The organism is Mycobacterium sp. MYCO198283 (assembly GCF_021213805.1).
GTDB lineage: Bacteria > Actinomycetota > Actinomycetes > Mycobacteriales > Mycobacteriaceae > Mycobacterium.
In genome coordinates this window covers 302048-328674 of record NZ_JAJQJI010000006.1, presented here as the reverse complement: position 1 = coordinate 328674, position 26627 = coordinate 302048, and the positions used below count along the sequence as shown (strand labels likewise).

At 70.0% G+C, this 26627-nt stretch carries 28 protein-coding genes and 1 pseudogene; 17 read left to right on the top strand and 12 right to left on the bottom strand.

What is annotated here, in order from left to right; all coding sequences use genetic code 11:
• The 3 genes and pseudogenes from LV457_RS14165 to LV457_RS14155 form a co-directional block, all read right to left on the bottom strand.
• A pseudogene (locus tag LV457_RS14165) lies at positions 1 to 260 on the bottom strand (hypothetical protein); the annotation flags it as partial.
• 139 nt (positions 261 to 399) lie between these two features.
• Entirely contained in the window at positions 400 to 1068 is a 669-nt protein-coding gene (locus LV457_RS14160; protein WP_232171826.1) for a hypothetical protein, read from the bottom strand.
• 126 nt (positions 1069 to 1194) lie between these two features.
• Positions 1195 to 1485, bottom strand: a complete 291-nt coding sequence (locus tag LV457_RS14155; RefSeq protein ID WP_374198849.1) for a type VII secretion target — start codon at positions 1483 to 1485, stop codon at positions 1195 to 1197.
• Positions 1486 to 1564: 79 nt separating this feature from the next.
• Between LV457_RS14155 and LV457_RS14150 the strand changes: the two genes are divergently transcribed.
• Together LV457_RS14150 and hisG are read left to right on the top strand one after the other, a co-directional pair.
• Entirely contained in the window at positions 1565 to 1846 is a 282-nt protein-coding gene (locus tag LV457_RS14150) for a phosphoribosyl-ATP diphosphatase (RefSeq protein WP_232171824.1), read from the top strand.
• Positions 1847 to 1848: 2 nt separating this feature from the next.
• Positions 1849 to 2694 (top strand): ATP phosphoribosyltransferase, encoded by an 846-nt coding sequence (gene hisG / locus LV457_RS14145; RefSeq protein ID WP_232171823.1) that lies wholly within the window; start codon positions 1849 to 1851, stop codon positions 2692 to 2694.
• A 21-nt stretch (positions 2695 to 2715) separates the two neighbouring features.
• Here hisG and LV457_RS14140 read toward each other — a convergent pair whose 3' ends face one another.
• Together LV457_RS14140 and LV457_RS14135 are read right to left on the bottom strand one after the other, a co-directional pair.
• Positions 2716 to 3489, bottom strand: coding sequence for a thioesterase family protein (locus tag LV457_RS14140; protein ID WP_232171822.1), 774 nt, complete (start codon positions 3487 to 3489; stop codon positions 2716 to 2718).
• Entirely contained in the window at positions 3486 to 4325 is an 840-nt protein-coding gene (locus tag LV457_RS14135) for a RecB family exonuclease (RefSeq protein ID WP_232171821.1), read from the bottom strand. The genes LV457_RS14140 and LV457_RS14135 overlap by 4 nt, the downstream gene beginning before the upstream one ends.
• A gap of 104 nt (positions 4326 to 4429) precedes the next feature.
• Here LV457_RS14135 and LV457_RS14130 point away from each other — a divergent pair, with 104 nt between their 5' ends.
• Positions 4430 to 5257 (top strand): tRNA (adenine-N1)-methyltransferase, encoded by an 828-nt coding sequence (locus tag LV457_RS14130; RefSeq protein WP_232171820.1) that lies wholly within the window; start codon positions 4430 to 4432, stop codon positions 5255 to 5257.
• Here LV457_RS14130 and LV457_RS14125 read toward each other — a convergent pair.
• The 3 genes from LV457_RS14125 to LV457_RS14115 form a co-directional block, all read right to left on the bottom strand.
• A complete protein-coding gene (locus LV457_RS14125; protein WP_232171849.1) occupies positions 5254 to 5550 on the bottom strand; it encodes a DUF503 domain-containing protein in 297 nt (98 codons plus the stop codon). The genes LV457_RS14130 and LV457_RS14125 overlap by 4 nt on opposite strands.
• Positions 5551 to 5561: 11 nt before the next feature.
• Positions 5562 to 6032 (bottom strand): hypothetical protein, encoded by a 471-nt coding sequence (locus tag LV457_RS14120; protein WP_232171819.1) that lies wholly within the window; start codon positions 6030 to 6032, stop codon positions 5562 to 5564.
• A gap of 75 nt (positions 6033 to 6107) precedes the next feature.
• A complete protein-coding gene (locus LV457_RS14115) occupies positions 6108 to 6593 on the bottom strand; it encodes a hypothetical protein (RefSeq protein ID WP_232171818.1) in 486 nt (161 codons plus the stop codon).
• Positions 6594 to 6739: 146 nt separating this feature from the next.
• Here LV457_RS14115 and arc point away from each other — a divergent pair, with 146 nt between their 5' ends.
• From arc to prcA, 5 genes are all read left to right on the top strand, one after another.
• Positions 6740 to 8563 carry a proteasome ATPase gene (gene arc / locus LV457_RS14110; protein ID WP_232171817.1) on the top strand — a complete coding sequence of 608 codons (1824 nt, stop codon included), beginning with the start codon at positions 6740 to 6742 and terminating at the stop codon, positions 8561 to 8563.
• Between the two features lie 125 nt (positions 8564 to 8688).
• Positions 8689 to 10185 carry a depupylase/deamidase Dop gene (gene dop / locus LV457_RS14105; protein ID WP_232171816.1) on the top strand — a complete coding sequence of 499 codons (1497 nt, stop codon included), beginning with the start codon at positions 8689 to 8691 and terminating at the stop codon, positions 10183 to 10185.
• A gap of 96 nt (positions 10186 to 10281) precedes the next feature.
• A complete protein-coding gene (locus LV457_RS14100; protein ID WP_232171815.1) occupies positions 10282 to 10476 on the top strand; it encodes a ubiquitin-like protein Pup in 195 nt (64 codons plus the stop codon).
• A complete protein-coding gene (prcB, locus tag LV457_RS14095) occupies positions 10473 to 11363 on the top strand; it encodes a proteasome subunit beta (protein WP_232171814.1) in 891 nt (296 codons plus the stop codon). Before LV457_RS14100 ends, prcB begins: the two co-directional genes overlap by 4 nt.
• On the top strand, positions 11360 to 12136 hold the full coding sequence (gene prcA, locus LV457_RS14090; protein ID WP_232171813.1) for a proteasome subunit alpha: 777 nt from the start codon (positions 11360 to 11362) through the stop codon (positions 12134 to 12136). The genes prcB and prcA overlap by 4 nt, the downstream gene beginning before the upstream one ends.
• Here prcA and LV457_RS20200 read toward each other — a convergent pair.
• Positions 12053 to 13828 carry an alpha/beta hydrolase gene (locus tag LV457_RS20200; RefSeq protein ID WP_232171812.1) on the bottom strand — a complete coding sequence of 592 codons (1776 nt, stop codon included), beginning with the start codon at positions 13826 to 13828 and terminating at the stop codon, positions 12053 to 12055. The two genes, prcA and LV457_RS20200, sit on opposite strands and share 84 nt — an antisense overlap.
• Entirely contained in the window at positions 13825 to 14103 is a 279-nt protein-coding gene (locus LV457_RS14080; RefSeq protein ID WP_232171811.1) for a hypothetical protein, read from the bottom strand. The genes LV457_RS20200 and LV457_RS14080 overlap by 4 nt, the downstream gene beginning before the upstream one ends.
• Positions 14104 to 14270: 167 nt before the next feature.
• Here LV457_RS14080 and LV457_RS14075 point away from each other — a divergent pair, with 167 nt between their 5' ends.
• From LV457_RS14075 to LV457_RS14040, 8 genes are read left to right on the top strand one after another with little or no spacing between them, the layout of a single operon-like run.
• Entirely contained in the window at positions 14271 to 15608 is a 1338-nt protein-coding gene (locus LV457_RS14075; protein WP_232171810.1) for a serine protease, read from the top strand.
• A 57-nt stretch (positions 15609 to 15665) separates the two neighbouring features.
• Complete coding sequence (gene pafA / locus LV457_RS14070) at positions 15666 to 17024, top strand: Pup--protein ligase (protein WP_232171809.1); 1359 nt, start codon at positions 15666 to 15668, stop codon at positions 17022 to 17024.
• Positions 17025 to 17075: 51 nt separating this feature from the next.
• On the top strand, positions 17076 to 18062 hold the full coding sequence (locus tag LV457_RS14065; RefSeq protein WP_232171808.1) for a YafY family protein: 987 nt from the start codon (positions 17076 to 17078) through the stop codon (positions 18060 to 18062).
• 31 nt (positions 18063 to 18093) lie between these two features.
• Positions 18094 to 19071 (top strand): YafY family protein, encoded by a 978-nt coding sequence (locus LV457_RS14060; protein ID WP_232171807.1) that lies wholly within the window; start codon positions 18094 to 18096, stop codon positions 19069 to 19071.
• Between the two features lie 40 nt (positions 19072 to 19111).
• Complete coding sequence (tatA, locus tag LV457_RS14055; RefSeq protein ID WP_232171806.1) at positions 19112 to 19366, top strand: Sec-independent protein translocase subunit TatA; 255 nt, start codon at positions 19112 to 19114, stop codon at positions 19364 to 19366.
• A 51-nt stretch (positions 19367 to 19417) separates the two neighbouring features.
• Positions 19418 to 20371 carry a twin-arginine translocase subunit TatC gene (gene tatC / locus LV457_RS14050; protein WP_232171805.1) on the top strand — a complete coding sequence of 318 codons (954 nt, stop codon included), beginning with the start codon at positions 19418 to 19420 and terminating at the stop codon, positions 20369 to 20371.
• The gene (locus LV457_RS14045) at positions 20361 to 23126 is read left to right on the top strand and encodes an RNA helicase (RefSeq protein ID WP_232171804.1); all 2766 of its coding nucleotides are present in this window, start codon (positions 20361 to 20363) and stop codon (positions 23124 to 23126) included. The genes tatC and LV457_RS14045 overlap by 11 nt, the downstream gene beginning before the upstream one ends.
• 45 nt (positions 23127 to 23171) lie before the next feature.
• A complete protein-coding gene (locus tag LV457_RS14040; protein WP_232171803.1) occupies positions 23172 to 24050 on the top strand; it encodes a DUF4333 domain-containing protein in 879 nt (292 codons plus the stop codon).
• A 1-nt stretch (position 24051) separates the two neighbouring features.
• On the opposite strand, the gene LV457_RS14035 is transcribed toward LV457_RS14040, so the two are convergent.
• Entirely contained in the window at positions 24052 to 25005 is a 954-nt protein-coding gene (locus LV457_RS14035; protein WP_232171802.1) for a 5'-3' exonuclease, read from the bottom strand.
• Positions 25006 to 25059: 54 nt separating this feature from the next.
• Here LV457_RS14035 and LV457_RS14030 point away from each other — a divergent pair, with 54 nt between their 5' ends.
• Positions 25060 to 26196: a Xaa-Pro peptidase family protein gene (locus LV457_RS14030; RefSeq protein ID WP_232171801.1), complete on the top strand. Its 1137-nt coding sequence runs from the start codon at positions 25060 to 25062 to the stop codon at positions 26194 to 26196.
• On the opposite strand, the gene LV457_RS14025 is transcribed toward LV457_RS14030, so the two are convergent.
• Complete coding sequence (locus LV457_RS14025) at positions 26193 to 26609, bottom strand: F420-dependent biliverdin reductase (RefSeq protein ID WP_232171800.1); 417 nt, start codon at positions 26607 to 26609, stop codon at positions 26193 to 26195. The genes LV457_RS14030 and LV457_RS14025 overlap by 4 nt on opposite strands.
• Positions 26610 to 26627 lie beyond the last annotated feature (18 nt).

Below are 26627 nucleotides of genomic sequence, written 5' to 3'. Positions count from 1 at the left end.
TGGTCCCGCAAGCTGCGAAGCTCGTCCGCTGCATCGTCGACAGCGTTGATGTGCACGCTGACGCGCGTCATCCCGGTCTCGCGCTCGCCCCAGGAGCATGCGAGCCCGTTCGGTAGCGGAGCCGGGTTCGCTTCGTAGGTGTTGGTGAGCAGGCCGGACAGGTCGACCACTGACTCGACGATCTCGGTGATTCGGGCGACTCGGTCGCTGTAGCGGGGAAGCGGTGCGCTGATGTTCCGGCCTTTCGTCTCGACAGTCATCAGTTGAGTTTGGGGTAAGCGGTGATGATTTCACCATGAAGGTTGACGGCTACCTCCACGCGCCAAACGGGTGGTCCCGGCTGGTCATCAAAATAGATGTTCCGAATAACAAGGAAGGTTCCACGTTCCGGTTGATACTTCACGGACTCCGGATAAGCGAGTGCTGCTCCGATCGCATAATCGGCGATATTGCGCCAATTTCCCAAAACCCCGATTCGTCCCCACTCCTTGCCATGCTTCCTTGCGATGTGAAGAAGCCCGTGGTTGTCATCGCCGCACTAAGGACGGCTTGCGCTTCCTCAGGTATCTCGTAGTGCGAAAACGCCGGATCCCACAGCCGCGCGAGGTTGAAGAAAGCCACTTCCTTGTTCGGATCTTCGCCGCGGGGTGCGCAGGCGCCCCAGGTCTGCGGGATGAACTTCCGTTTCGGCACGCGCGGCGGCGGCGGTGGTTCCGTCGGTAACGGCGGCATGGCTGGCAGCGGACCCTCGCGGAAGGTCAACTGGTTGAAGCCCGCCGAGATGGGGGTCAGCCGGCCTGCCACTGACTGGTCGGTCGTTGCCAGTCCGCGCGCGCTCGTCCAGATGCGCATGGCGAGCGTGCGCGCTTGCGCCATCCGATCGTTGTACTCACGATGGGTTGCGTAATCCCGGGTGTCGGAGACCGTGAGGTCGTCGGCGACCTCAAACCCAGCGGTTCGGGCGTTGGCGATCGCGTCCAGCGTTCGTTGTCGGGCGGCGGCGATCTCGGCCGCTCCGATACGCGCGACCTCCGCGGCGTGTGTCAGGTTGTCGACTACCTGGAGCACCTTCGCGCGATCTGAGTGGGTGCGCGCGACGGCCCGCTCGGCCGCCGGGCCCGTCCACGTTGTGCCACCCGGTGCGCCTGCGGTGCGGTAGATGGTGTCGAAGGCGTTCTCCCACGTCGCACGGCGTCAGTCGATTTCGCCGAAGAGCGCGTCGAGCGCCGACGCCGAGCCGGCATCGGTCGCTGTGTAGTTGGCGGCTGCGGCGGAGAGTCGGTCGGCTGTCGCGCCCAGGCGATTCGCCAACGCGGTGCGGGCGGATGCCACACCGTCGTGGATCGCGGCGACGGCCGAGGCGGTCGCCTGGAACGAGGGACCACCGGGGTGCTCGTGCGCGTCCGCCAGCACGCCGTCTCGCTGTCGGCGACAACAGTCAGAGAACCGCTGCAGCCCAGTAGCGTCCGCCCCGATCACAGCCATGAGAAAAAGCGTAGGACCGATTTCGGCAGGTCCATACGCCAGATTCGATGGTTACCGCTTCGACCGTGACACCGTCCGCGTGACAGAATCGCCACCCGTGAAGACGTTCGAGGACCTGTTCGCCGAGTTGACGGAGAAGGCCCGCACCCGGCGCGCCGGCAGCGGCACCGTCGCCGCGCTCGACGGCGGTGTGCACGGCCTCGGCAAGAAGATCCTCGAAGAGGCCGGCGAGGTGTGGTTGGCCGCCGAACACGAAAGCGACGAGGCCCTCGCCGAAGAGCTCAGCCAATTGCTCTATTGGGCTCAGGTGCTCATGGTCGCCCGCGGTCTCACCCTCGACGACATCTACCGAAAGCTGTGAGCATGCTGCGCGTCGCGGTTCCCAACAAGGGGGCGCTCAGCGTGTCCGCCGCCGAGATCCTCGAAGAAGCCGGCTACCGGCGCCGCACCGACCCCAAGGACCTCACGGTCGTCGACCCCGTCAACAACGTCGAATTCTTCTTCCTACGGCCACGCGACATCGCGATCTACGTCGGCTCCGGCGAACTCGACCTCGGCATCACCGGCCGCGACTTGGCGTGGGAGTCCGACGCACCGGTGACCGAACGGCTTGCGCTGGGGTTTGGATCGTCGACGTTCCGCTACGCCGCACCGGCCGGCCGGGAGTGGACCACCGCGGACCTCGCGGGCAAACGCGTCGCGACCGCGTTTCCCAACCTGGTGCGAAAAGACCTCGCCGCCAAAGGCATTGACGCCACCGTCATCCGGCTCGACGGTGCTGTCGAGATCTCGATACAGCTGGGTGTCGCCGACGCCATCGCCGATGTTGTCGGCTCGGGACGCACCCTCGGCCTGCACCACCTGGTGGCGTTCGGTGAGCCGCTGTGCGTCTCCGAGGCGATCCTCATCGAACGGGCCGACGTTGAGTCCGCCGCCGCGCGTGACCAATTGGCGGCGCGCGTGCAGGGCGTGGTGTTCGGCCAGCAATACCTGATGCTCGACTACGACTGTCCCCGTGCGGTTCTCGACGAGGCGACGGCCGTCACGCCGGGCCTGGAGTCACCGACCATCGCGCCGCTCGCCGACCCGGATTGGGTCGCGGTGCGGGCACTGGTGCCACGCCGGGAGGTCAACGCGATCATGGATCGGCTCGCCGCGATCGGCGCGAAAGCGATTCTGGCATCCGACATCCGGTTCTGCCGCTTCTGAACGCGCCGGTCCAGACGGCCGTCAGCGGCGTTCGACGAGCAGCGTCTGCGCGACGGTGCCGACGAGGCCGCGGCGGTCGAACACCTCGCCGCTCGTGACGCCGATGCCGTCCGGGCCAATGGACGCACCCGCCCGCAGCGCGAAATCCCTGCCCTCGGGCAGCCGATGCAGGTGTACCGCGGTGTCGGTGTTCATGAACAGGTACTCCCGCGGGTCGAGCGCGGCGCCTATGCCGTTGGCCGAATCGACCACCATCGCCATCCGCTGCAGCGCGGTGGGCTCTTCACCGTCGACGAGCGTCACGGTCGGCGTCACCCAAAAGGTGCGGCCGCCCGGCGACGTCTCGGCCTGCGGTCGCCATTCGACGGCTTCGAGGTAGCCGCCGACGTTCCACCAGTGGGCCGGAAGCGGCACGGTCGGGCCCTCGACGAGCGGCGGGTGCCGGTCGGCGACCGCGCCGGAGGTGTCGCTGGTCGCCAGCGCCCAGGCGGTGACACGCGCGGCGGGCCGCTCGGGCGAGTCGGCGGGCGCGAGTTCGGCCGCGAGCAGGCTGATCCGACGGCCCGGGCGCACCACCGATGTCCGCACCACCAGCGTCGACACCGGTATGGCGCCCAGGATGTCGAGCGTCAGGCGGCCGATGCGCAGCTGCGGCGGAAGCTGCTGCTCGATGGCGCGGGTCAGCAGCGCCAGCGGCGGCGAGCCGTGCTGCAGATCGGGCGCCCAGTTGCTTCGGGTGAGGTCACCCGATTCGTAGCGGTCGTCGTCGAGCCGGCGGTAGAAATATCCGCTCATGCCGCGGGCTCGGCGGGGCGCTCCGGCCACCCGGGATACGGCGGCGGCGTACCTCCGAAGGACGGGCACAGCGCGCGATGAGCGCACCAGTCGCACAGCTTGCTCGGTTTGGGGCGGAAGTCTCCGCTGGCGCCGGCGGCCTGGATGGCCCGCCAGATGGCGGTGAGCGTCTTCTCGAACCGCACCAGCTCGTCGCGGTCGGGCGAGTAGTCGAGCACCTGTCCGTCGGCTAGGTAGATGAGCCGCAACCGGCTGGCGAGCACGCCGCGCGACCGCCACAGCGCCACCGCGTAGAACTTCATCTGGAACAGCGCCTTGTACTCGGCGAGCGCCCACGCCTCGTCGGGTGCGCGACCGGTCTTATAGTCGACGACGCGCAGTTCGCCGGTAGGCGCGACGTCGATGCGGTCCACGAAGCCGCGCAGCAGCGTGCCGTCGGCCAGCTCCACCTCGACGCGCTGCTCGCAGCATTCCGGGTCGAACCGCGTCGGATCCTCCAGGCGGTAGTACCCGGAGAGCAGCGCCTCGGCTTCAGCCAGCAGGGCGGCCCGCTGCTCGTCGGCGAACTCTTCACCCAGCTCCGGCGCTTCGTCGAGCACCCGCTGCCACGCCGGCGCGATGAGTGTGAGCGCCGTGGCGCGGCTTCGGTTCGCCGCCGGCAGGCCATAGAGCGATTCGAGCGCCGCGTGCACCACCGAGCCGCGCACCTGCGCCGCCGACGAGGGCTCCGGCAGCCGATCGATCGCCCGGAACCGGTACAGCAGCGGGCACTGCTTGAAATCAGCCGCCCGTGAGGGCGACAGCGCGGGCCGCGACACGCTCACGTCGTCCGCCACATTGTCACCTCCTGCACCGTATTTCCGCTGCGCCGCCAGCCTAAGCGCCGGCACCGACAACCCCACCACCGGCGGGCGGCGCGTCGGCTGGCAAGGTGATCGTCGTGGCGGCTACGGGTCCATTCGCAACCGGCGACCGGGTGCAGCTCACCGACGCCAAAGGCCGCCACTACACCATGGTGCTGAGCCCGGGCGGCGAGTTCCACACGCATCGCGGGGCGCTCGCGCACGACGACGTCATCGGCGCGCCGGAGGGCAGCGTCGTCACCTCGACCAACGGTGACCCGTTCCTGGTGCTGCGACCGCTGCTCATCGACTACGTGCTGTCGATGCCCCGCGGCGCGCAGGTGATCTATCCGAAGGACGCGGCGCAGATCGTCCACGAGGGCGACATCTTCCCGGGCGCCCACGTGCTCGAGGCCGGCGCCGGCTCCGGTGCGATGACGCTGTCGCTGCTGCGTGCGGTCGGGCCGACCGGCCGCGTCGTGTCCTACGAGGTCCGCGACGACCACGCCGTCCACGCCGCCCGCAACGTCGAAACCTTCCTCGGCACCCGGCCATCGAACTGGGAGCTGACGATCGGTGACGTCGCCGACTACGACGGCGATGCCGTCGACCGCGTCGTACTCGACATGCTGGCGCCGTGGGAGGTGCTCGACGCGATCGCGCGGGCACTCGTGCCGGGCGGGGTCGTCATGGTCTACGTCGCCACCGTCACGCAGCTCTCACGCGTCGTCGAAACGCTCCGCGAACAGCAGTGCTGGACCGAGCCGCGGTCCTGGGAGACGTTGCAGCGCGGCTGGGACGTCGTCGGTCTCGCGGTGCGGCCCCAACACAACATGCGTGGGCACACGGCGTTCCTGGTGAGTGCCCGCAAGCTCGCGCCGGGAACCGTGACGCCCACGCCGCTGCGGCGCAAGCGCCACCTCTAGTCGTCGTCGCTGCGACGCACCGCCCGGCGGGCCGACAGCAGGTCGATCTCGGGTCGGGCCGCGACGAGACGCTCGGCGGCATCCAGCAGGTCGACGACATGCGCGCGGTCGGCGGCAACTGCGGCCAGCCCGATCCCGGCCCGCCGGTGCAGGTCCTGCGACCCGGTTTCCGCGGCGGCGACAGCGAACCGGCGCCGCAGCTCCGCCACGATCGGCCGGACCACCGACCGCTTCTGCTTCAACGAGTGGACGTCACCGAGCAGCACGTCGAACTCGATCCAGCCGATCCACATCGCCGTCGTCACTAGCGGGTCGGGGTGGGCGCGGCGTCGTCGAGCGTCAACAGCATCTGCGCTGTGCTGCGCGAGAGCTGCCACCCACCCTGATACGGCTGAAACTCCATCGGCACCGTGAAACCACCCGTGAGCGACGGATTCTCGCTGTGAACGGTGACATCGGCGCTGACGTGTCCGGGCACCCGGTCACTCCACGCGATCTCGGTGGCAGTGAATCCGACGGGGATGAGGCCGCTGTCGCGCAGCGCCTGGGCGAAACCGTCGATCACCGCAGCGTCCTCGGCGCCGGAGCCGTCGATCAGCGCGAACTTCTGGTCGACCGGCAGGCCCGGATCGGCCAACCGGTACAGCACGTCGGTGAGGGCCTCCGGCGCGGGCAGGGGACCGGGCGCCGCGGGCGCGGCGACTGTCGAGCTGGGAGTCGACGGGCTTGCCGGGACCGCCGCCGGGTGCTGTTCGTCGGCGCACCCCGCGAGCACCCCACCAACGAACAATGCGGCAGCGATCGTGGCCGTGGCCGACGATCGCTGCCGCACTGTCTGTGGCGTGATGTGTTACAGCGAGCTGAGGAAGGACATCGCCGAGCCCTTCTCCACCTGCCAGCCGCTCGGGCTGGGGCCGGCGACGAACGTCAACGGCTGCGAAGCCGTCACGCCGTTGGCAGCCGTCACCGAAACGTTCGCAGTGGCGAGGCCACCGTTCTGATCGATGTTCGCGATGGTGAAGGAGAGCGGGAAGTACCCCTGCGACGCGTACTGGTTGTACTTGCGGTCCGCGGTGCCCGCGAGGCGGCCGAGGCCACCCTGGATGTAGCTGCCCTTCGGGCCCGAGAACGAGCCCGGCCCGGTCAACCCGTTGAGGGTCTGCAGCAGCGGCCCCTGCAGGTCAGGAGCCGGCGTCGCGGGCAGCGGCGTCCCGAAGGCCACCGGCTGCACCTGCGGACCGGCCGCCGGAACGGCGGAGACCGCGGTGATACCGGCGGCGGCGGCACCGACGACGGCGACCGAAGCCACGCCCAGCACAAGGTTCTTGATGGTCACGTGTGTCCTTTCAATCGTGCCAACTCATCTCGAAGGTTAACAGTGTTGCTGGTGTGCCGAATTCCTAGAGCCCACACAACGGATGAATCGCCGGTAGCTTTGAAGTTGTTACTGCACCGCGGTTCGGTGCAGGAGAGGAGCGCACCATGAGTGAGTCCGAGCGTTCTGAAGCCTATGCAGAAGGTTTCACGCGTCCGCTGTCCAACGAGGATGCCGCCGAACTGGAAGAGTTGCGCCGAGAGGCGGCCGCCCTGCGCGAGCGGTTGGAGCAGGCTGCCGGCGTCGCCGGCGCCCGCGGCTCGCGCGACGTCAATCAACTGGAAGCCCGCGTCGACTCGCTGTCTTCCCGCAACGCCAAGCTCATGGACACCCTCAAGGAGGCGCGGCAGCAGCTGCTCGCACTCCGGGAAGAGGTCGATCGGCTCGGGCAGCCGCCCAGCGGTTACGGCGTCCTGCTCGGGGTGCACGAGGACGACACCGTCGACGTGTTCACCTCGGGCCGCAAGATGCGGCTGACGTGCTCGCCGAACATCGACGCGCAGTCGCTCAAGCAGGGGCAGACGGTGCGCCTGAACGAGGCGCTGACGGTCGTCGAGGCCGGCACGTTCGAATCCGTGGGGGAGATCAGCACCCTGCGGGAGATCCTGGCCGACGGCCGTCGCGCGCTCGTGGTCGGCCATGCCGACGAGGAGCGCATCGTCTGGCTGGCCGACCCGCTGGTGAGCACGGACGAGCAGGTCGACCCGGCGACGCTGAGCGACGAGGAGCGGGCGCGCCGGCTCCGGCCCGGTGATTCGCTGCTGGTCGACACCAAGGCCGGGTACGCGTTCGAGCGCATCCCGAAGGCCGAGGTCGAGGACCTGGTGCTCGAGGAGGTGCCCGACGTCGCCTACAGCGACATCGGCGGGCTCACCCGCCAGATCGAGCAGATCCGCGACGCCGTGGAGCTGCCGTTCCTGCACAAGGAGCTCTACCGGGAGTACTCGCTGCGGCCGCCGAAAGGTGTGCTGCTGTACGGCCCGCCCGGCTGCGGCAAGACGCTCATCGCCAAGGCGGTGGCGAACTCGCTGGCCAAGAAGATGGCCGAGGTCCGTGGCGACGACGCCCGCGAGGCGAAGTCCTACTTCCTCAACATCAAGGGCCCGGAGCTGCTGAACAAGTTCGTCGGCGAGACCGAGCGGCACATCCGGCTGATCTTCCAGCGGGCCCGCGAGAAGGCGTCCGAGGGCACACCGGTGATCGTGTTCTTCGACGAGATGGATTCGATCTTCCGCACCCGCGGCACCGGCGTCAGCTCCGACGTGGAGACCACGGTGGTGCCGCAGCTGCTCAGCGAGATCGACGGCGTCGAGGGCCTCGAGAACGTCATCGTCATCGGCGCCTCCAACCGCGAGGACATGATCGACCCCGCAATCCTGCGGCCCGGTCGGCTGGACGTGAAGATCAAGATCGAGCGGCCCGACGCCGAGGCGGCGCAGGACATCTTCAGCAAGTACCTCACCGAGGACCTGCCGGTGCACGCCGACGACCTCGCCGAGTTCAACGGCGACCGGGCGGCCTGCATCAAGGGGATGATCGAGAAGGTCGTCGAGCGGATGTACGCCGAGATCGACGACAACCGCTTCCTCGAGGTGACCTACGCCAACGGCGACAAAGAGGTCATGTACTTCAAGGACTTCAACTCCGGTGCGATGATCCAGAACGTCGTCGACCGCGCCAAGAAGTACGCGATCAAGTCGGTGCTCGAGACCGGCCAGCCCGGTCTGCGCATCCAGCACCTGCTCGACTCGATCGTCGACGAGTTCGCCGAGAACGAGGACCTGCCCAACACCACCAACCCGGACGACTGGGCGCGGATCTCGGGCAAGAAGGGCGAGCGCATCGTCTACATCCGGACGCTGGTCACCGGCAAGAGTTCGTCGGCCAGCAGGGCGATCGACACCGAGAGCAACCTCGGTCAGTACCTGTAGCCCTCACCGGCGCGAGCGCGCGTGTCGTTCCGGCGACACGCCGCTCGCGCCGGCGTTTTCGGTCCGCCCTCGGCCGGGATGCGGCCGCCACCGGCACCCCGTCCCGGTCGCCTAGGCTGAGCCGCATGCAACGGATCATCGGGACAGAGGTCGAGTACGGCATCTCCTCGCCGTCGGACCCGACCGCCAATCCGATCCTGACGTCGACGCAGGCGGTGCTGGCCTATGCGGCCGCCGCCGGCATCCAGCGGGCGAAGCGCACCCGGTGGGACTACGAGGTGGAGTCGCCGCTGCGAGATGCCCGCGGCTTCGACCTCAGTCGGTCGGCCGGCCCACCGCCCATCATCGACGCCGACGAGGTCGGTGCGGCGAACATGATCCTCACCAACGGCGCCCGGCTCTACGTCGACCACGCCCACCCGGAGTATTCGGCGCCGGAGGTGACCGACCCGCTCGACGCCGTCATCTGGGACAAAGCGGGCGAGCGCGTGATGGAGGCCGCCGCGCGCCACGTGGCGAGTGTTCCCGGTGCCGCCCGGCTGCAGCTCTACAAGAACAACATCGACAACAAGGGTGCGTCCTACGGCTCGCACGAGAACTACCTGATGAGCCGGCAGACGCCGTTCTCGGCCGTCATCGCCGGGTTGACCCCGTTCCTGGTGTCCCGGCAGGTGGTCACCGGATCCGGGCGGGTCGGCATCGGGCCCTCCGGCGACGAGCCGGGCTTCCAGCTGTCACAGCGCGCCGACTACATCGAGGTGGAGGTCGGGCTGGAGACCACCCTCAAGCGCGGCATCATCAACACCCGCGACGAGCCCCACGCCGACGCCGACAAGTACCGGCGGCTGCACGTCATCATCGGTGACGCGAACCTCGCCGAGACGTCGACCTATCTGAAACTCGGGACCACCTCGCTGGTGCTCGACCTCATCGAGGCCGGCGTCGACCTCTCCGACCTGGCGCTCGCGCGCCCGGTGCACGCGGTACACGTCGTCAGCCGGGATCCGTCGCTGCGGGCGACCGTCGCGCTCGCCGACGGCCGGGAACTGACTGCGCTGGCGCTGCAGCGCAAATACCTCGACCGCGTTGCGAAGCTGATGGAGAGCCGCGATCCGGATCCGCGGGCCAGCCACGTCATGGAGACCTGGGCGCACGTGCTCGACCTGCTCGAACGCGACCCGATGGAATGCGCGGAGCTGCTCGACTGGCCCGCGAAGCTCCGACTCCTCGAAGGATTCCGCAACCGGGAGAATCTCGGCTGGTCGGCGCCGCGGCTGCATCTGGTGGACCTGCAGTACTCCGACGTCCGGCTGGACAAGGGCCTCTACAACCGGCTGGTGGCGCGCGGCTCGATGAAGCGGCTGGTCACCGAGCAGCAGGTCCTCGACGCCGTCGAGAACCCGCCCACCGACACCCGCGCATATTTCCGCGGGGAGTGTCTGCGCCGGTTCGGCGCGGACATCGCGGCGGCGAGCTGGGACTCGGTGATCTTCGATCTGGGCGGCGACTCGCTGGTCCGCATCCCGACGCTCGAGCCCCTGCGCGGCAGCCGCGCGCACGTCGGTGCGTTGCTGGATTCGGTCGACAGCGCGGCCGAACTCGTGGAGCAGTTGACCACCTGACCTCGCCCGGCAATCGGGCGGCCGACCGGTAGGGTGGAAGAACCGGCGGGCGGGCGTGAGCCCGCCCGTGATGGTCAGACAACGCAGGAGGCAGCGATGGCTCAGGAGCAGACCAAGCGCGGCGGTGGTGGCGGCGATGACGACGACCCCACCGGTAGCGGAGGTGCGGGCCAGGAGCGTCGCGAGAAGCTGGCCGAGGAGACCGACGATCTGCTGGACGAGATCGACGACGTGCTGGAAGAGAATGCCGAAGACTTCGTCCGCGCGTACGTCCAAAAGGGCGGCCAGTGACCTGGCCCTCCAACGACCGCCTGGCCACTGACCCCCTACCCGGATTTCCCACCGCCGCCGTCGAGCTGTCGTCGTTTTCCGACTTCCTGCGGCGGCAGGCCCCGCAACTGCTTCCGACCAACGTGGTGACCGACGCCGCGGCCGGCGCCGGCGCGCAGTTTCCCCACGGCACGACCATCGTCGCTCTGAAGTACCCCGGCGGCGTGCTGATCGCGGGTGACCGCCGGTCGACGCAGGGCCACATGATCGCCGGCCGCGACGTCCAGAAGGTGTACATCACCGACGACTACACCGCCACCGGCATCGCCGGCACGGCTGCCATCGCGGTGGAGTTCGCCCGGCTCTACGCCGTGGAGCTGGAGCACTACGAGAAGCTCGAAGGTGTGCCGCTGACGTTCGCCGGCAAGGTCAACCGGCTGGCGATCATGGTGCGCGGCAACCTCGGCGCCGCCCTGCAGGGCTTCGTCGCGCTGCCGCTGCTCGTCGGCTACGACCTGGACGACTCCGATCCCACCTCCGCCGGCCGCATCGTGTCGTTCGACGCCGCGGGTGGCTGGAACATCGAGGAGGAGGGCTACCAGTCCGTCGGGTCCGGCTCGATCTTCGCCAAGTCGTCGATGAAGAAGCTGTACTCGCGCGTCGAGGACGCCGACTCGGCGCTGCGCGTGGCGGTCGAGGCGCTCTACGACGCCGCCGACGACGACTCGGCCACGGGCGGACCGGATCTGGTGCGCGGCATCTTCCCGACCGCGGTGACCATCGACGCCGACGGCGCGCAGGAGGTGGCGGGCGACCGGATCGCCGACCTTGCGCGCGACGTCATCCGAAGTCGTTCCCGCCGTGACACGTTCGGACCGGACGATCCGGACGTAAGGGCCGACGCATGAGCTTCCCGTACTTCATCTCGCCCGAGCAGGCGATGCGCGAGCGTTCCGAGCTTGCGCGCAAGGGGATCGCCCGGGGCCGCAGCGTGGTCGCGCTCGCCTACGCCGGTGGCGTGCTGTTCGTCGCCGAGAACCCGTCGCGCTCCCTGCAGAAGGTCAGCGAGCTCTACGACCGCGTCGGCTTCGCCGCGGTCGGCCGCTTCAACGAATTCGACAACCTGCGGCGCGGCGGGATCCAGTTCGCCGACACCCGCGGCTACGCCTACGACCGTCGGGACGTGACCGGTCGGCAGCTCGCGAACGTCTATGCGCAGACGCTCGGCACGATCTTCACCGAGCAGGCCAAACCCTACGAGGTCGAGCTGTGCGTCGCCGAGGTCGCGCATTACGGCGAGTCCAAACCGCCTGAGCTGTACCGGATCACCTACGACGGCTCGATCGCCGACGAACCGCACTTCGTCGTCATGGGCGGCACCACCGAACCGATCGCGGCAGCGCTCAACGAGTCGTACCGGGAGAACGCCGAGCTGAAGGATGCGGTCGGCATTGCGGTGAGCGCGCTGCAGGCGAGCGGGGGCAACAATGGCGAGCCTCGCCGACTGGGTCCTGCGACGCTGGAGGTGGCGGTGCTGGACGCCAACCGGCCGCGTCGCGCCTTCCGCCGGATCACTCGTGCGGCGCTCGAGGGGCTGCTACCGGCCGAGCAGACTGTTGAAGACCAATCCGGGACCGATGCCGAAGATGGCGACCAGCCCGGCCCTGACCGCCAATCCTGACGCCGCGGGATCCGCGAGGCCCAAAGGACGGAATTCATAGGGCTTCGTCGATTCGCCGGTGATGACGGCCAGGATGTTGTCCTGCGCATCCGACGGGGCGTCGAGCACCGCGCTGTGGGCGTCGATACCGGCGACCAATTCACCCGTCTGATGGTTGTAGCCGGTGTCGAGCCGAGTGACGCCGGCCATCAGGTCGGTGTCGGCGCCGTGGGGGCCCTCGCCGAATACGGCGCCCTGGACGAGCTCGATGAGGTCGCCGGGGGCGGTCATGGAGTACCGCACGACATCGGGATTGCGGTTGTGCCAGTCGCTTTCGTCGTGGACGTCCACGCCGGCCCCGGCTGACGCGACGTAGACGACCCGGTCGGCCGTCAGGCCCTGGGTCTCGGCGGTGCCGACGATCGAACCACCGTAGGAGTGGCCGATGACCGTGGTGTCGACGCCGCGTTGCAGCGCGTCTGCGGTGCGGTTGACGTCCTCGGTGAACGCGACCAACCGCGGCGCCATGTCCAGCGCGTAGGAGCGGTCTGCGGCCTCCGGGAGGTTCGGCGGGAACGGCCCGTCGAGGTAGCTGATCATCGCCGCCTCGCCGCCGCTGAGCTCGACGAAGTGGGCGGCCCGCTGTGCGTCGGCTTCTGCTGTCTCCACCTTGGTTTCCGTCCCCGGCACGATGACCCCGACGTGCTGCGCTTTGCCGAGATCGCCGAACAGCTGGATCAGTTTCGCCTGCTTGGGGTTGAAGCCCAGGACAGTTCGCTCGATTTCGGTGCCGTTCGCCGTTACCAGTGGCCGGGTGAGCGCTTGGTAGCGCTCGATCCGCTCCCGCGACTGCTGATCCATCCCAGCGATGAGGCGCCGCCCCTCCGGGGTGTTCGCATCGAGCCCCGCCGGGACGTCCTTGCCGGCGAACGCGTCGCGTAGCTTTTCGGTGTCGGAGCGCGCGAGCAGCCGCTGCTCGTCGGCGATCGCCCGACCGATACTGACCTGATTGGCTGCTCCGCGCGCGGCCCACGGAACGCCGTCGGTGTTGCCGACCTGGTCGGGGTAGCGCTCGATGAGCATGCGCTGCTGTGCGGGGTCCAGCTGCCCGAACTGGCGGGAGATGTCGTCCTGGCTCATCGTGGGCCAGGCGGCGACGATCTTTGCGCCGTCAAAGGTTGCGGGCGCGGTCGGCGCAGCGGTGGCCGGTGGCGGTTCGGCGCGATCGAAAGCCGCCCGGATCGCCGCGTCGGTGTCGGCGTCGGCCTTGCCCATCGCGGCAAGCATGAACTTGATCGCCACGGCGAACTCTGCGGCCCGCCGCGCACTGTCGGGAGGAGTGGGCTGCGGTTGCGGCGGCGGGGCGACGCTGCCGTCGTCGGCCACTTGGTATCCGGTCGACCGCGCGGCACGCAGGATCTCCTCGAGCCGGGTCTGCAGATCGGTGAGCTGTGCGGCGCCGGCCTCCGCGACGGTGGCCGCTGCCCGCAGCGCGGTGCCGATGCGCTCGCTCTCCGCCTGCAGTTCCGCAGCGCGGCGGCGGGCTGCCTCGGCGGCTGCGCCCTGCCACCACCGCTCGCTCGAGCTGAGCTCCTGACGGAACGTGTCGAATTGAGCCGCAACGACTTCGGCGGTGTGGGTCCACGCCGCAGCCGCGGTGCGAAGCGGCGCGTCATGCCACGACTCGGCCTGGCTGACCGTCGGCGTCGTCACAGTCGGTCGAAGCGGTCGGCGTTGGTGTCCTCGGCGCGCGTGAAGTCGCCGACGGTGGCCTGTGCGGCTGCCGCCCAGCCGGCGAGCCCGTCGGCCACCCGGCCCAGGCGGAGCCGACACTGCTCGGTGACATCGGCTGCCGCCGCCCTCGCCGCCGTCCAGTCCGATTCGATTGCGGCGGCCAGCGACTCGCGGATCGCCGGAGCCGCCGTGCTCACGCGTCCCGCGATCCGCTCGAGTGCGGCGCCGTCCAGTTCGACGTTGTCTTCCCCCATGCGACCGATGCTGGCAGCACACGGCCGCGGTCCGCTGCGGCTATCCACAGCGCTGCGGCGCCGTCCCCGTTGCTGAAGCGTGTCATTTGGTGCGCGATCGGCCCTGTGAACTCGGTACAGTCTGAGCCACGAGTGCGCACGCACCGCGACGGATGGAGGCAGGCCAGATGACCAAGCGGCTGCTCGCGCTGGTGATGGCATCGCTTGTCGGCGCTGCGATCCCAACGGTCGGCGCGCCGACCGCCGCCGCGGACGAGCAGGGGATCAACGAGCGGGTGAAGGACTCGGTGGTCTACGTGCAGGCGAGCTGGACCGGGTGGGTGCTCCTGCCCGAGGAACTCCGCGCGCCCGGTGGCCGTGCCTTCTTCGGACCGGTGAAGGCGCAAAGCCAGTGCACCGCGTTCGCTGTGGACGTCGCCTCCCTGGCGACTGCCGGCCACTGCGTCGACCCGGGCGGCGAAGAGATCAAGTCCATGGTCCGCGAGGCCATGGTGATGGAGCTGTTGGACAACGGCGAGTTCTCCAGCGAATCGAAGGCCGCGGCGTTCCTGGAGCTGGCGAATCGTCAGCAGTGGCCGGTGGAAGGCAAGGACAACGGCGCGCCCGTCGAGCGCGAGGTCCGCGTCATCCAGCCCGATGATCCCGACCGCGTCATCGACCAGTTCACCACCGCCCAGGTCGTCGATTTCCAGCCGTTCAAGGAGGGCGACAACGCGCTGCTGCGCGTGGCCAACATCCCGCCGCTGAAGCCGCTCGTCGTGGCGGACAAGGCGCCGGAAGTGGGCGAGGAGCTCACCGCGGTGGGGTTTGCGGGCAAGGTGCAGGACATCAGCGACCCGTCACGGGTGCCGCAGCCGAGCTTCAAGACCGGCACGGCGTCCAGTCAGCAGGTCTCTCCCGAGGGCGTGCCGGGTACGGAGATCAACGCCCAGATGTCCGCCGGGATGAGCGGTGGGCCCACCATCTCCAACGAAACCGGCGAGGTGCTGGGCGTCAACTCCGCCGGCTTCAACGACCAGAGCGCCAACTTCATCACCGATGCCACGACGCTGCGGAACTTCCTGCAGAAGAACGGCGTGCAGCTGGCCGAGCCGGAACCGCCGAAGTCCGACTTCCCGTGGCTGTGGGTGATCATCGGTGCGGTCGCGGTTGCCGTCGTGCTGTTGGTGATCGGGCTGATGATGGTGCTGGCCAATCGGCGCAAGAAGAACACCATGTTCGCGCCGCCGGGTTTCGGACCGCCGGGCGGGCCGACGCAACCGTGGCCCCCGACCGGTGGTCAGCGGCTGGGTGGGGCACCGCCGCAGTGGAATCCGCAGTTGAGCAATCAGCCGACCACCACGACGCCGAAACCCTGGACGCCCGGTCCGGCCGGCGGTGGCCAAGCGCCACCGCGGGGTCCGGCGCCCTGGCCTCCGCCCGCCGGCGGCCAGCCGCCCTACGGTGGCGGAGGTGGCTCACCCTTCGGCGGCCCGCAGCCGCCGCCGTGGCGACCCGGGCCCTGACGCCGCTGATCGGCGTGCTGCCACCGCGGTGCGCCGACAACCAGTAGGCTCGATCTCGTGCAGCGGCGAATCATGGGCATCGAAACGGAATTCGGTGTCACCTGCACGTTCCACGGTCATCGCCGGCTCAGCCCGGACGAGGTTGCCCGGTATCTGTTCCGGCGGGTGGTGTCGTGGGGCCGCAGTTCGAACGTCTTCCTCCGCAACGGCGCTCGGCTCTATCTCGACGTGGGCTCGCATCCCGAGTACGCCACCGCCGAATGCGACAACCTGATCCAGTTGGTCACCCACGACCGGGCCGGGGAGCGCGTGCTGGAGGACCTGCTGATCGACGCCGAGCAGCGGCTCGCCGACGAGGGCATCGGCGGCGACATCTACCTGTTCAAGAACAACACGGACTCGGCCGGGAACTCCTACGGCTGCCACGAGAACTACCTGATCGTGCGCGCCGGGGAGTTCAGCCGGATCTCCGACGTGCTGCTGCCCTTCCTGGTCACCCGGCAGCTCATCTGCGGTGCGGGTAAGGTGCTGCAGACTCCCAAGGCGGCCACTTTCTGCCTGAGTCAGCGCGCCGAGCACATCTGGGAGGGCGTGTCGAGCGCGACGACCCGCAGCCGCCCGATCATCAACACCCGCGACGAGCCGCACGCCGACGCCGAGAAGTACCGGCGGCTGCACGTGATCGTCGGCGACTCCAACATGAGCGAAACCACCACCATGCTCAAGGTGGGGACGGCATCGCTGGTGCTGGAGATGATCGAGGCGGGCGTGGCGTTCCGCGACTTCTCGCTGGACAACCCGATCCGCGCCATCCGCGAGGTCAGCCACGACGTGACCGGCCGTCGGCCCGTGCGGCTCGCGGGCGGCCGCCAGGCCAGCGCGCTGGACATCCAGCGCGAGTACTACGGCCGCGCGGTGGACTACCTGCAGACGCGCGAACCGAACGCGCAGCTCGAGCAGGTCGTCGACCTGTGGGGCCGTCAGCTCGACGCCGTCGAGAGCCAGGACTTCGCGAAGGTCGACACCGAGATCGACTGGGTCATCAAGCGCAAGCTGTTCCAGCGCTACCAGGACCGTTACGACATGGACCTGTCGGACGCCAAGATCAGCCAGCTGGACCTGGCCTATCACGACATCAAGCGCGGCCGGGGTGTGTTCGACCTGCTGCAGCGCAAGGGTCTCGCGGCGCGGATCACGACCGACGAAGACATCGAAGAGGCGGTGAACACACCGCCGCAGACCACCCGGGCGAAGCTGCGCGGCGAATTCATCAGCGCGGCACAGGCCGCGGGCCGCGACTTCACCGTCGACTGGGTGCACCTCAAGCTGAACGACCAAGCGCAGCGGACGGTGCTGTGCAAGGACCCGTTCCGGGCGGTCGACGAACGGGTCAAGAGGTTGATCGCGTCGATGTGACGGCCGGCGCGTGGTGAGCGGCGACGGTTTCTTCGGTTGAGGTGATGCGGGTTGGCGATCTCTAAGGTCGAACGGTTGATGAACCTGGTCATCTGCTTGCTGTCGACGCGCAACTTCATCACCGCCGAGCGGATCCGCTCCATCGTGGCCGGCTACGACGAGACCGCGAGCGACGAGGCGTTTGCCCGAATGTTCGAGCGCGACAAGAACGAGCTGCGCGACCTGGGCATCCCCTTGGAGACCGGGCGGGTGTCCCGCACCGACCCGAGCGAGGGCTATCGCATCAACCGCGAGGCGTATGCGCTCGCGCCGATCGCGTTGACGGCCGACGAGGCCGCGGCGGTCGCGGTGGCGACGCAGCTGTGGCAGTCGCCGGAGATGGTGACGGCCACGCAAGGCGCGGTGCTCAAGTTGCGCGCCGCCGGCGTCGACGTGGACGCCGACACCAGCGTCGCCATCACGACGCCGTCGGCGCTGCCGGGGATTCGCGGTTCCGAGGAGGTGCTCGGCAAGCTGCTCAACGCCATCGACGCCGGTCAGGCGGTACGGATCCCGCACCGGGCGTCGCGCCTGGACCCCTATGTCGAGCGCGAGGTCGAGCCGTGGGGCGTCGTCACGGACAAGGGCCGGTGGTATCTGGTGGCGCACGACCGCGGGCGTGCCGCGCCGCGGGTCTTCCGGTTGTCGCGGATCGGCAGTGACGTGACGCCGGTCGGTCCGCCCGGCGCGGTCAGCCGTCCCGAGGACGTCGACCTGCGGCAGCTGGTGGCGCGGGCGGTCGGCGAGGCGCCGACCGGAGTGACGGCGACGGTGTGGATTGCGCAGGGACGGGCGGCTGCGCTGCGCCGCGGCGCCACCGTGTTGCGCAGCGAGCCGCTCGGCGGCCGGCCGGGCGAGGTCGTGGAGATCGACATCGGCTCATTCGACCGGCTCGCCCGCGAGGTGGCCGGTTGCGGCGCCGACGCCGTGGTGCTGCAACCGGAGTCGCTGCGCGAAGCGGTGTTGGAACGACTGCGGGCAAAGGCGGATCGCGCATGACTTTTCAGCGAGGAGCGGAGCGGGATCGCGCATGACTCAGGTATCGGAGCGGCTGGTCCGGCTGCTGAACATGGTGCCGTATTTCCAGGCGAATCCCGGCGTCACGCACGCGGAGGCGGCGGCGGACCTGGCGGTGTCGCAAAAGCAGCTCCGCGATGACCTCAACCAGCTGTGGATGTGCGGCCTGCCGGGCTATGGACCCGGGGATCTCATCGACCTGGAGTTCGACGGCAACACCATCCACGTCACTTTTTCCGCCGGCATCGACCATCCGCTGCGGTTGACCTCGACCGAGGCGACGGGCGTGTTGGTGGCGCTGCGCGCGCTCGCCGACATCCCGGGCATGGTCGATCCCGAGGCGGCGCTGAGCGCGATCGCGAAGATCGAGGCGGCGGCGGGCGCGGCGGGCAACCACCCCGGAGCCGCCGTCGACGAACCGGCCCCCGCAGAGAGCGCCGCCGCCGCGACGGTGCGGGCTGCGGTGCGCGACCGGCACGCGCTCACGATCGAGTACTACTCCGCGTCGCACGACATGTTGACCAGCCGCACCGTCGACCCCATCCGGGTGTTGCTCGTCGGCGACCACAGCTACCTGGAGGCGTGGTGCCGCACCGCCGAGGGCGTGCGGCTCTTCCGGTTCGACCGGATCGTCGACGCGACGCAGCTCGACGAGCCCGCCGCGCCGCCCGCCCCGGCCGAGGATGCGCCGCCGGCGACGTCGCTGTTCGACGGCGACCCCGCGCTGCCGTCGGCGTCGCTGCGCATCGCGCCGTCGGCGACGTGGATGCTCGACTACTACCCGATGCGGGTCGTCGGCGAGGCACCCGACGGCGGCTGCGAAGCGGTCATGACCTACGGCTCGGAGGAGTGGATGGCTCGGCTGGTGCTGGGATTCGGCGCCGACGTGGAGGTGCTGGCGCCGTCCTCGCTCGCCGACCGGGTGCGCGACGCGGCGGTCGCCGCACTGCGCGCCTATGAGGCCGCGTCTCGGCCCGAGGGGGTCGATTGAGCCGCCGGGGTACTATCGAGGCGACGTCTGGAGGTTTTCGATGGGTGCTATGCAGCCCTCGCACTGGCTGATTCTCGCGATCGTCGTGCTGATCCTGTTCGGTTGGAAGAAGCTGCCCGACGCCGCCCGCTCGCTGGGTAAGTCGCTGCGGATCTTCAAGTCCGAGGTGAAGGAGCTCCAGAACGACGGCAAGGAACGGCCGGCCACACCGGTGTCCTCCGAGCGCGTAGCGGAGCCCGCCGAGGCGCCGCGGCCGGGCCCCGAGCCCGGTCACACCGACGCCCGATCGGCGTAGCGTCGCCGCTGACTTCGCGCCGCCTCCGGTGGCGCCCTCGATTCTGAACCGGTGAGACTTCCTGGCGTCCTGAAGCGACTGGATCCCCGCCGCCGTCGCGGCAAGGTGAACCCGGACGGCACCATGTCGCTGGTCGATCACCTCCGCGAGCTGCGCACCCGGCTGTTGATCGCGGTGGCGGCCATCGTCGTCACGACCGTCCTGGGCTTCTTCTGGTACAGCCACGGCATCTTCGGCACCGACAGCCTCGGTGAGTGGCTACGCGGACCGTACTGCGCGCTGCCCGCGTCGGCGCGCGCGGAGCTCAGCGCCGACGGGGGTTGCCGGCTGCTGGCGACCGCGCCGTTCGACCAGTTCATGCTCCGCCTCAAGGTGGCGTTGACGGCGGGCACCGTGCTGGCCTGCCCGGTGTGGCTCTATCAGCTGTGGGCGTTCATCACCCCGGGGCTGTACCGCAACGAACGGCGCTTCGCCGTCGCGTTCGTCGGCTCGGCGGCGGCGCTGTTCGTCGGCGGTGCGCTGCTGGCGTACTTCGTGCTGGCCAAGGCACTCGACTTCCTGCTCACGGTCGGCAGCGACGTCCAGGTGACGGCGCTCTCGGGTGACCGCTACTTCGGCTTCCTGATCAACCTGCTGATGGTGTTCGGCATCGGCTTCGAATTGCCGCTGCTGATCGTGATGCTGAACGTCGTGGGCATCCTCAGCTACGCGCGGCTCAAGGCGTGGCGGCGGGGGCTGATCTTCGGGGTCTTCGTGTTCGCGGCGTTCGCCACACCCGGGTCCGACCCGTTCTCGATGCTGGCGCTCGGCTTCGCGCTGACGGTGCTGCTGGAACTCGCCGTCCAGATCGCCCGTGTGCACGACAAGCGCAAGGCCAAGCGCGAGGCGGCGCGCCCGGTGGTGCCCGATGACGAGGCGGCGCCGATCGAGCCGCCGTCACCGCCGCCGGCGCCGTCGGACATCGCTGTCCACAGCAGCAGCTCCGGACACGACGATGTCACCTGAGACCGCCACCGGACCTCAGCTGGCGGCGTTCACCGATCTCCTCGAGTTCACCCTCGACGACTTCCAGCAGCGGGCGTGCGCCGCGCTCGAACAGGGCCACGGTGTACTGGTCTGCGCGCCGACCGGGGCCGGCAAGACGGTGGTCGGCGAGTTCGCGGTGCACCTGGCGTTGGCGGCGGGCCGCAAGTGCTTCTACACGACGCCGATCAAGGCGCTCAGCAACCAGAAGCACGCCGACCTGGTGCGGCGCTACGGTCCACAGCGCATCGGCCTGCTGACCGGCGACCAGGCCGTCAACGCCGACGCCCCGGTGGTGGTGATGACCACCGAGGTGCTGCGCAACATGCTCTACGCCGACTCGCCGGCGCTGGCCGGCCTGTCGCACGTGGTGATGGACGAGGTGCACTTCCTCGCCGACCGGATGCGCGGCGCCGTGTGGGAAGAGGTGATCCTGCACCTGCCCGACGAGGTGCGGCTGGTGAGCCTGTCGGCGACCGTGAGCAACGCCGAGGAGTTCGGCGGCTGGATCACGACCGTCCGCGGCGACACGACGGTGGTGGTCGACGAGCACCGACCGGTGCCGCTGTGGCAGCACGTCATGGTCGGCAAGCGGATCTTCGACCTGTTCGACTACGACCGCACGATGCCCGGCCGCGCCGGCACACCCACGCTGGTCGACCCCGACCTGCTGCGCCACATCGCGCACCGGCGGGAGGCCGACCGGCTCACCGACTGGCAGCCTCGCCGCCGAGGTCGGGACGGCCGTGACCGGCCGCGTCTGTACCGTCAACCGTCCCGCCCGGACGTGATCTCCGCCCTGGACGCCGACGGCCTACTCCCGGCGATCACCTTCGTGTTCTCCCGCGCCGGTTGCGACGCCGCCGTCGCGCAGTGCCTGCGGTCGCCGCTGCGGCTCACCACCGAGGCCGAACGCGGCCGCATCGCCGAGATCGTCGACCGGCGGTGTGCCGACCTGCCCGAACGCGATCTGGTGGTGCTCGGCTACCACGAGTGGCGCGAGGGGCTGCTGCGCGGGCTCGCGGCTCACCACGCCGGGCTGCTGCCGGTGTTCCGGCACACGGTGGAGGAGCTGTTCACCGCGGGCCTCATCAAGGTGGTGTTCGCGACCGAGACACTGGCGCTGGGCATCAACATGCCCGCCCGGACCGTGGTGCTCGAGCGGCTCGTCAAGTTCAACGGCGAGCAGCACGCCGCGCTCACGCCGGGCGAGTACACCCAGCTCACCGGCCGCGCCGGTCGTCGCGGCATCGACGTCGAGGGCCACGCGGTCGTGCTGTGGCATCCGAACGACGAGACGGCGGAGCCGGCGAACATCGCCGGCCTGGCGTCGACGCGCACGTTCCCGCTGCGCAGCTCGTTCTCGCCGTCCTACAACATGACGATCAACCTGGTGAACCAGCTCGGGCCGGAACAGGCGCACCGGCTGCTGGAGCGGTCGTTCGCCCAGTATCAGGCGGACCGGTCGGTCGTCGGCCTCGTCAAGGGGCTGCGCCGCGGGGAGCGGCTGCTCGGCGAGATCCGCGCCGAGCTCGGCGGCGACGCCGACACCGTCCTCGATTTCGCCCGGTTGCGGGCCACGATCAGCGAGCGCGAACGCGCGCAGGCGCGCGCTGGCCGTGTGCAGCGCCGTCGCGCCGCGGGCGAGGCGCTGGCCGGGTTGCGCCGCGGCGACATCATCGCGATCCCGCACGGGCGCCGCGAAGGGGTGGCCGTCGTCCTGGAAGCCGACCGGGATCCGACCGATCCGCGGCCGGTGGTGCTCACCGAGAACCGGTGGGCCGGACGCATCTCGTCGGCGGACTATCCGGGGAGCGCCGGACCGATCGGCTCGATGGCGCTGCCCAAACGCGTCGAGTACCGCCAGCCCCGCGTGCGCCGGGACCTGGCGTCGGCGCTGCGGTCGGCCGCCGAGGGCCTGGAGGTACCCAGCCGTCGGCGGCGGAGCAGCGGCGACCCCGACATCGATCCCGAACTGCTGACGTTGCGGGAAGCTCTGCGGCGCCATCCCGCCAATCGGCTCGCCGACCGTGAGGCCAAAGCCCGCGTCGCCGAACGCTATCTGCGCGTGGAGCGTGACAACGCGGTGCTGCAGCAGAAGATCGCCGGCGCGACGAACTCCCTGGCGCGCACCTTCGACCGCATCGTCGGCCTGCTCACCGAGCGGGGTTTCATCGAGGGTGGCGACGGCGACGGCGACCCGCGCGTCACCGACGACGGCCGGTTGCTCGCGCGCATCTACTCCGAAAGCGACCTCCTGGTGGCCGAGTGCCTGCGCAGCGGCGCCTGGACGGGTCTGCAGCCCGCCGAGCTGGCCGCCGTCGTGTCGGCGGTGCTGTACGAGAGCCGCGGCGGCGACGGCCCGTCACCGGCGGGGGTCGAGGTACCGACCGCCGATCTGCGGCGGGCGCTCACCGCCACCCGCCGGCTCTCGGCGGCGCTGCGCGGCGACGAGCAACGCCACCGCGTGCCGCTGTCGCGTGAGCCCGACGACGGCTTCGTGACGGCGGTCTACCGGTGGGCGTCGACCGCCGACCTCACTTCGGCGCTCGCCGCGTCCGACGCCGCCGGCACGGGCACGACCCTGTCGGCGGGGGACTTCGTGCGGTGGTGTCGACAGGTGCTCGACCTGCTCGACCAGGTGCGGTTGACCGCCCCCGACGCGGCGCTGCGGGCCGCCGCGAAACGCGCGATCGCGGCCGTCAGACGCGGCGTTGTCGCTGTTGATAGCGGGTAAGGTGTGCCCGACGGCACCGTGACAAGCGTGACGAACGGAGAACCGATGACCGGACCGCAGGAGCCCGACCCGCAGCAGCAGTGGTCGGCCGGCGGCGGCGATCAGCCCACCACCGAGACGCCCAGCCAGCCGCCGGAGTCGTCGCCCGAGCAGCCGGCACCGGCTGCGCCGTCGTGGGATCCGTCCGCCTATGCGGGGCCGCAGTCCGGCTACGGGCAGCCGGTCGCCGGGCAGGAGCAGCAGACCACCCAGTTCGGCACACCGCCGCCGTCGTATCCGGCGTCGCCGGGCTACCCGCCGCAGCCGGGCCAGTACCCGCAGCCGGGCTCCTACGGCGAACCGTCGCAGTACGCCCAGCCCACCGGATACGACGCCGCGCAGTACAACCCATACGCCCCGCCGGGCCAGTACGCCCCGCCGGGCCAGTACGGACAGCCGGGCCAGTACGGCGAGGCCGGCCAGTCGTACGGTCAGCAGTACGCCCAGTACGGCCAGTACGCCCAGCCCGGCCAGTACGGTCAGCCCGGCCAGTACGGTCAGCCGAGCGGCTACGACTTCGGCCAGCCGGGCGGCGAACCGCAGAAGCGGTCCAGGAGAGCGGTTTGGGGGATCCTCGGGGTCGTCGCCGTGGTGGCGCTCGCCGCGCTCGGGGTGCTCGGCTTCTGGAAGCCGGGATTCTTCGTCACCACCGAGTTGGACGTCAACAAGGCCCAAGAAGGCGTGCAGCGCGTGCTGACCGCCGGCGGCAACGAGGGGTTCGGCGCGAAGAACGTCGACAACGTGCGCTGCGCGGACGGCCGGAACATCAAGGTCGAGGACGGTAAGTCCTTCGAGTGCAAGGTGGATATCGACGGCTCCGAGCGCACGGTGCGCGTCACGTTCCGCGGCAACGACGGCACCTACGAGGTCGGTCGGCCCACCTGAGCTACGGCAGCGCGTCGAGCGCACGCTGCAATCGTCCGATGGACGAGGTGACACCGTGGCGCTCGGCGAGCTCGACGACCCGGTGCGGATCGCGCGCGGCGAGCGGTAGCTCGTCGCTGACGGTGCTCATGGTGACCGGGGCGTCGGACGCCACCCGCACCACCGACTCGGCCCGCCCGATGTAGTCGAGCGCGTCGATGATCCTGCGCCGGTAAGCCTTTGACATCGCGGAGCCCGGATCCTGGGCGGCCGCGACGATGGCGGCGAGCGAGCCGTGCCGAGCCAGGAGGGTCGCGGCGGTCTTCTCCCCGATTCCGGCCACCCCGGGAAGGCCGTCGGACGGATCGCCGCGCAGCAGCGCCAGCTCGGCGTAGGCGGGGCCGGCGCGGTCGATCGGTACGCCGTACTTCTCGGCGACCTCCGTCGGTCCCCAGTGCACGGCGCCGCTCAGTCCCTTGCCCAGGTAGAGCACGCGGACGGCCACCGGGTCGTCGGCGACGAGCTGCAGCAGGTCGCGGTCGCCGCTGACGACGACGACGGGATCGGTGGTCTCGCGGGCGGTCAGCGTGCCGAGGACGTCGTCGGCCTCGTGCTCGGGCGCGCCGGCCGTGCAGATGCCGAATGCGTCGAGGATGTCGAAGATGACCTCCACCTGCGGGGTCAGCTCGTCGGGTACGACCTCGACGTCCGGGCTGTCGCCGGGTGCTTCCTCGGCGACCCGGTGCGCCTTGTAGGTCGGGATGGCCTCGACGCGCCACTGCGGTCGCCAGTCGTCGTCGCGGCACACCACCAGGCGGCGGGGCCGCTCGCGGGTGATCACCGTCGCCACCGCGTCGAGGAACCCGCGGACGGCGTTGACCGGACGGCCGTCGGGTGACCTGACGGAGGTCGGGACGCCGAAGAACGAGCGGAACCACATGCTCGCGCCGTCGAGGAGCAGCAGCGGTGCGGCCATGGCGTCATCCTGCCAGGCTCTCCCGCCGGCCTCCGGCGCACTAGCCTTGCGGTCATGAGCAGCGGTGAGCGCTTCGGTGCCGACGTGTACGGGCGCCGGTTGGCGCGGGCGGCGGCGGGCGCCGCCGCGGCCGGTCTGGACGGGCTGGTCGTGACGCCCGGTTATGACCTGCGCTATCTCACCGGCTCGCGGGCGCAGACCTTCGAGCGGCTCACCGCGCTCGTCGTCCCCGCCGACGGCCGCCCCCCGACGGTCGTGGTGCCGCGCCTGGAACTGGCCTCGCTGAAGGAGTCGGCGATCCCGGAACTCGTTCTGCCGGTGCAGGACTGGGTCGACGGCGAAGACCCGTACCGGCTGGTGGCCGAGGCGCTGAGCGGCGGCTCGGTCGCCGTCACCGAGGCCATGCCCGCGCTGCACCTGCTGCCGCTGACCGATCTGCTGGGCGCCGTGCCGGTGTTGGCGACCGACGTGCTGCGCGAGCTACGCATGATCAAAGACGATGCGGAGATCGACGCGCTCCGCCGCGCCGGCGCCGCGATCGACCGCGTGCACGCGCGGGTGCCCGGATTCCTCGTACCGGGCCGCACCGAGGCCGACGTCGCAGCCGACATCGCCGAAGCCATTGTCGCCGAGGGTCATTCGGATGTGGCGTTCGTCATCGTCGGCTCCGGTCCGCACGGGGCCGACCCGCATCACGAATGCTCCGACCGCGTGTTGCGGGCCGGCGACGTCGTGGTCGTCGACATCGGCGGGCCGTATGAGCCGGGCTACCACTCCGACTGCACCCGCACCTACAGCCTCGGCGAGCCGACCGCGGAGGTCGCGCAGCACTACGCGGTGCTGCAGCGCGCGCAGCAGGCGGCGGTCGCGGCGGTACGGCCGGGGGTGACCGCCGAGCAGGTCGACGCCGCCGCGCGCGACGAGCTGACGGCCGCCGGGCTGGGGGAGTACTTCGTGCACCGCACCGGCCACGGCATCGGGCTCTCGGTGCACGAGGAGCCGTACATCGTCGCCGGGAACGCCGTCGAACTGCGGCCGGGTATGGCGTTCAGCATCGAACCCGGCGTCTACTTCCCCGGGAGCTGGGGTGCGCGGATCGAGGACATCGTGATCGTCACCGACGACGGGGCGCTGCCGGTCAACCACCGGCCGCATGAGCTCGTCGTGGTGCCGGGCTGGGCGTCGGCCTAGTCGCCGGAGCGGTCGAGCAGTTCGGACGAGCCGAGCACCCGCTCGATCTGCACCTCGATGACCACCCGGCGCGGGTTGGGCCGCGGGGTGCGGTAGCGCTGCGCGTACCGCAGTTCGGCGTCCCGCACGGACTCGGGATCGGTGTGGACGGTCGACCGGCCCTCCAGCGACAGCCAGCGCGCCCCGTCGACCTGCGACAGCACCGCCACGCCGGCGCGTTCGGCGTTCAGCGCTTTCTGCGACCCGCCGGTGGTGATGACGCGCGCGATGTGGGTCTTCGGGTCGAAGGTGAAGCCGACCGCCACCACGTGCGGCGAATTGTCGGCGCGCAGCGTCGTGAGCATCGCCAGATGACGCTCGGTGAGGAACGCGAGCGCGTCGTTGGTGAGGCGGGTGGTCGAAGCGCGGGCCATCGGTACCCACGCTAGTAC

Coding starts and splice junctions, on each gene's coding strand:
- LV457_RS14155 (WP_374198849.1), bottom strand. CDS start 1,485: ATGGCTGTGATCGGGGCGGACGCTACTGGGCTGCAGCGGTTCTCTGAC.
- hisG (WP_232171823.1), top strand. CDS start 1,849: ATGCTGCGCGTCGCGGTTCCCAACAAGGGGGCGCTCAGCGTGTCCGCC.
- LV457_RS14140 (WP_232171822.1), bottom strand. CDS start 3,489: ATGAGCGGATATTTCTACCGCCGGCTCGACGACGACCGCTACGAATCG.
- LV457_RS14125 (WP_232171849.1), bottom strand. CDS start 5,550: ATGTGGATCGGCTGGATCGAGTTCGACGTGCTGCTCGGTGACGTCCAC.
- arc (WP_232171817.1), top strand. CDS start 6,740: ATGAGTGAGTCCGAGCGTTCTGAAGCCTATGCAGAAGGTTTCACGCGT.
- dop (WP_232171816.1), top strand. CDS start 8,689: ATGCAACGGATCATCGGGACAGAGGTCGAGTACGGCATCTCCTCGCCG.
- LV457_RS14100 (WP_232171815.1), top strand. CDS start 10,282: ATGGCTCAGGAGCAGACCAAGCGCGGCGGTGGTGGCGGCGATGACGAC.
- prcA (WP_232171813.1), top strand. CDS start 11,360: ATGAGCTTCCCGTACTTCATCTCGCCCGAGCAGGCGATGCGCGAGCGT.
- LV457_RS14080 (WP_232171811.1), bottom strand. CDS start 14,103: ATGGGGGAAGACAACGTCGAACTGGACGGCGCCGCACTCGAGCGGATC.
- LV457_RS14075 (WP_232171810.1), top strand. CDS start 14,271: ATGACCAAGCGGCTGCTCGCGCTGGTGATGGCATCGCTTGTCGGCGCT.
- LV457_RS14060 (WP_232171807.1), top strand. CDS start 18,094: ATGACTCAGGTATCGGAGCGGCTGGTCCGGCTGCTGAACATGGTGCCG.
- tatA (WP_232171806.1), top strand. CDS start 19,112: ATGGGTGCTATGCAGCCCTCGCACTGGCTGATTCTCGCGATCGTCGTG.
- LV457_RS14045 (WP_232171804.1), top strand. CDS start 20,361: ATGTCACCTGAGACCGCCACCGGACCTCAGCTGGCGGCGTTCACCGAT.
- LV457_RS14040 (WP_232171803.1), top strand. CDS start 23,172: ATGACCGGACCGCAGGAGCCCGACCCGCAGCAGCAGTGGTCGGCCGGC.
- LV457_RS14035 (WP_232171802.1), bottom strand. CDS start 25,005: ATGGCCGCACCGCTGCTGCTCCTCGACGGCGCGAGCATGTGGTTCCGC.
- LV457_RS14030 (WP_232171801.1), top strand. CDS start 25,060: ATGAGCAGCGGTGAGCGCTTCGGTGCCGACGTGTACGGGCGCCGGTTG.
- LV457_RS14025 (WP_232171800.1), bottom strand. CDS start 26,609: ATGGCCCGCGCTTCGACCACCCGCCTCACCAACGACGCGCTCGCGTTC.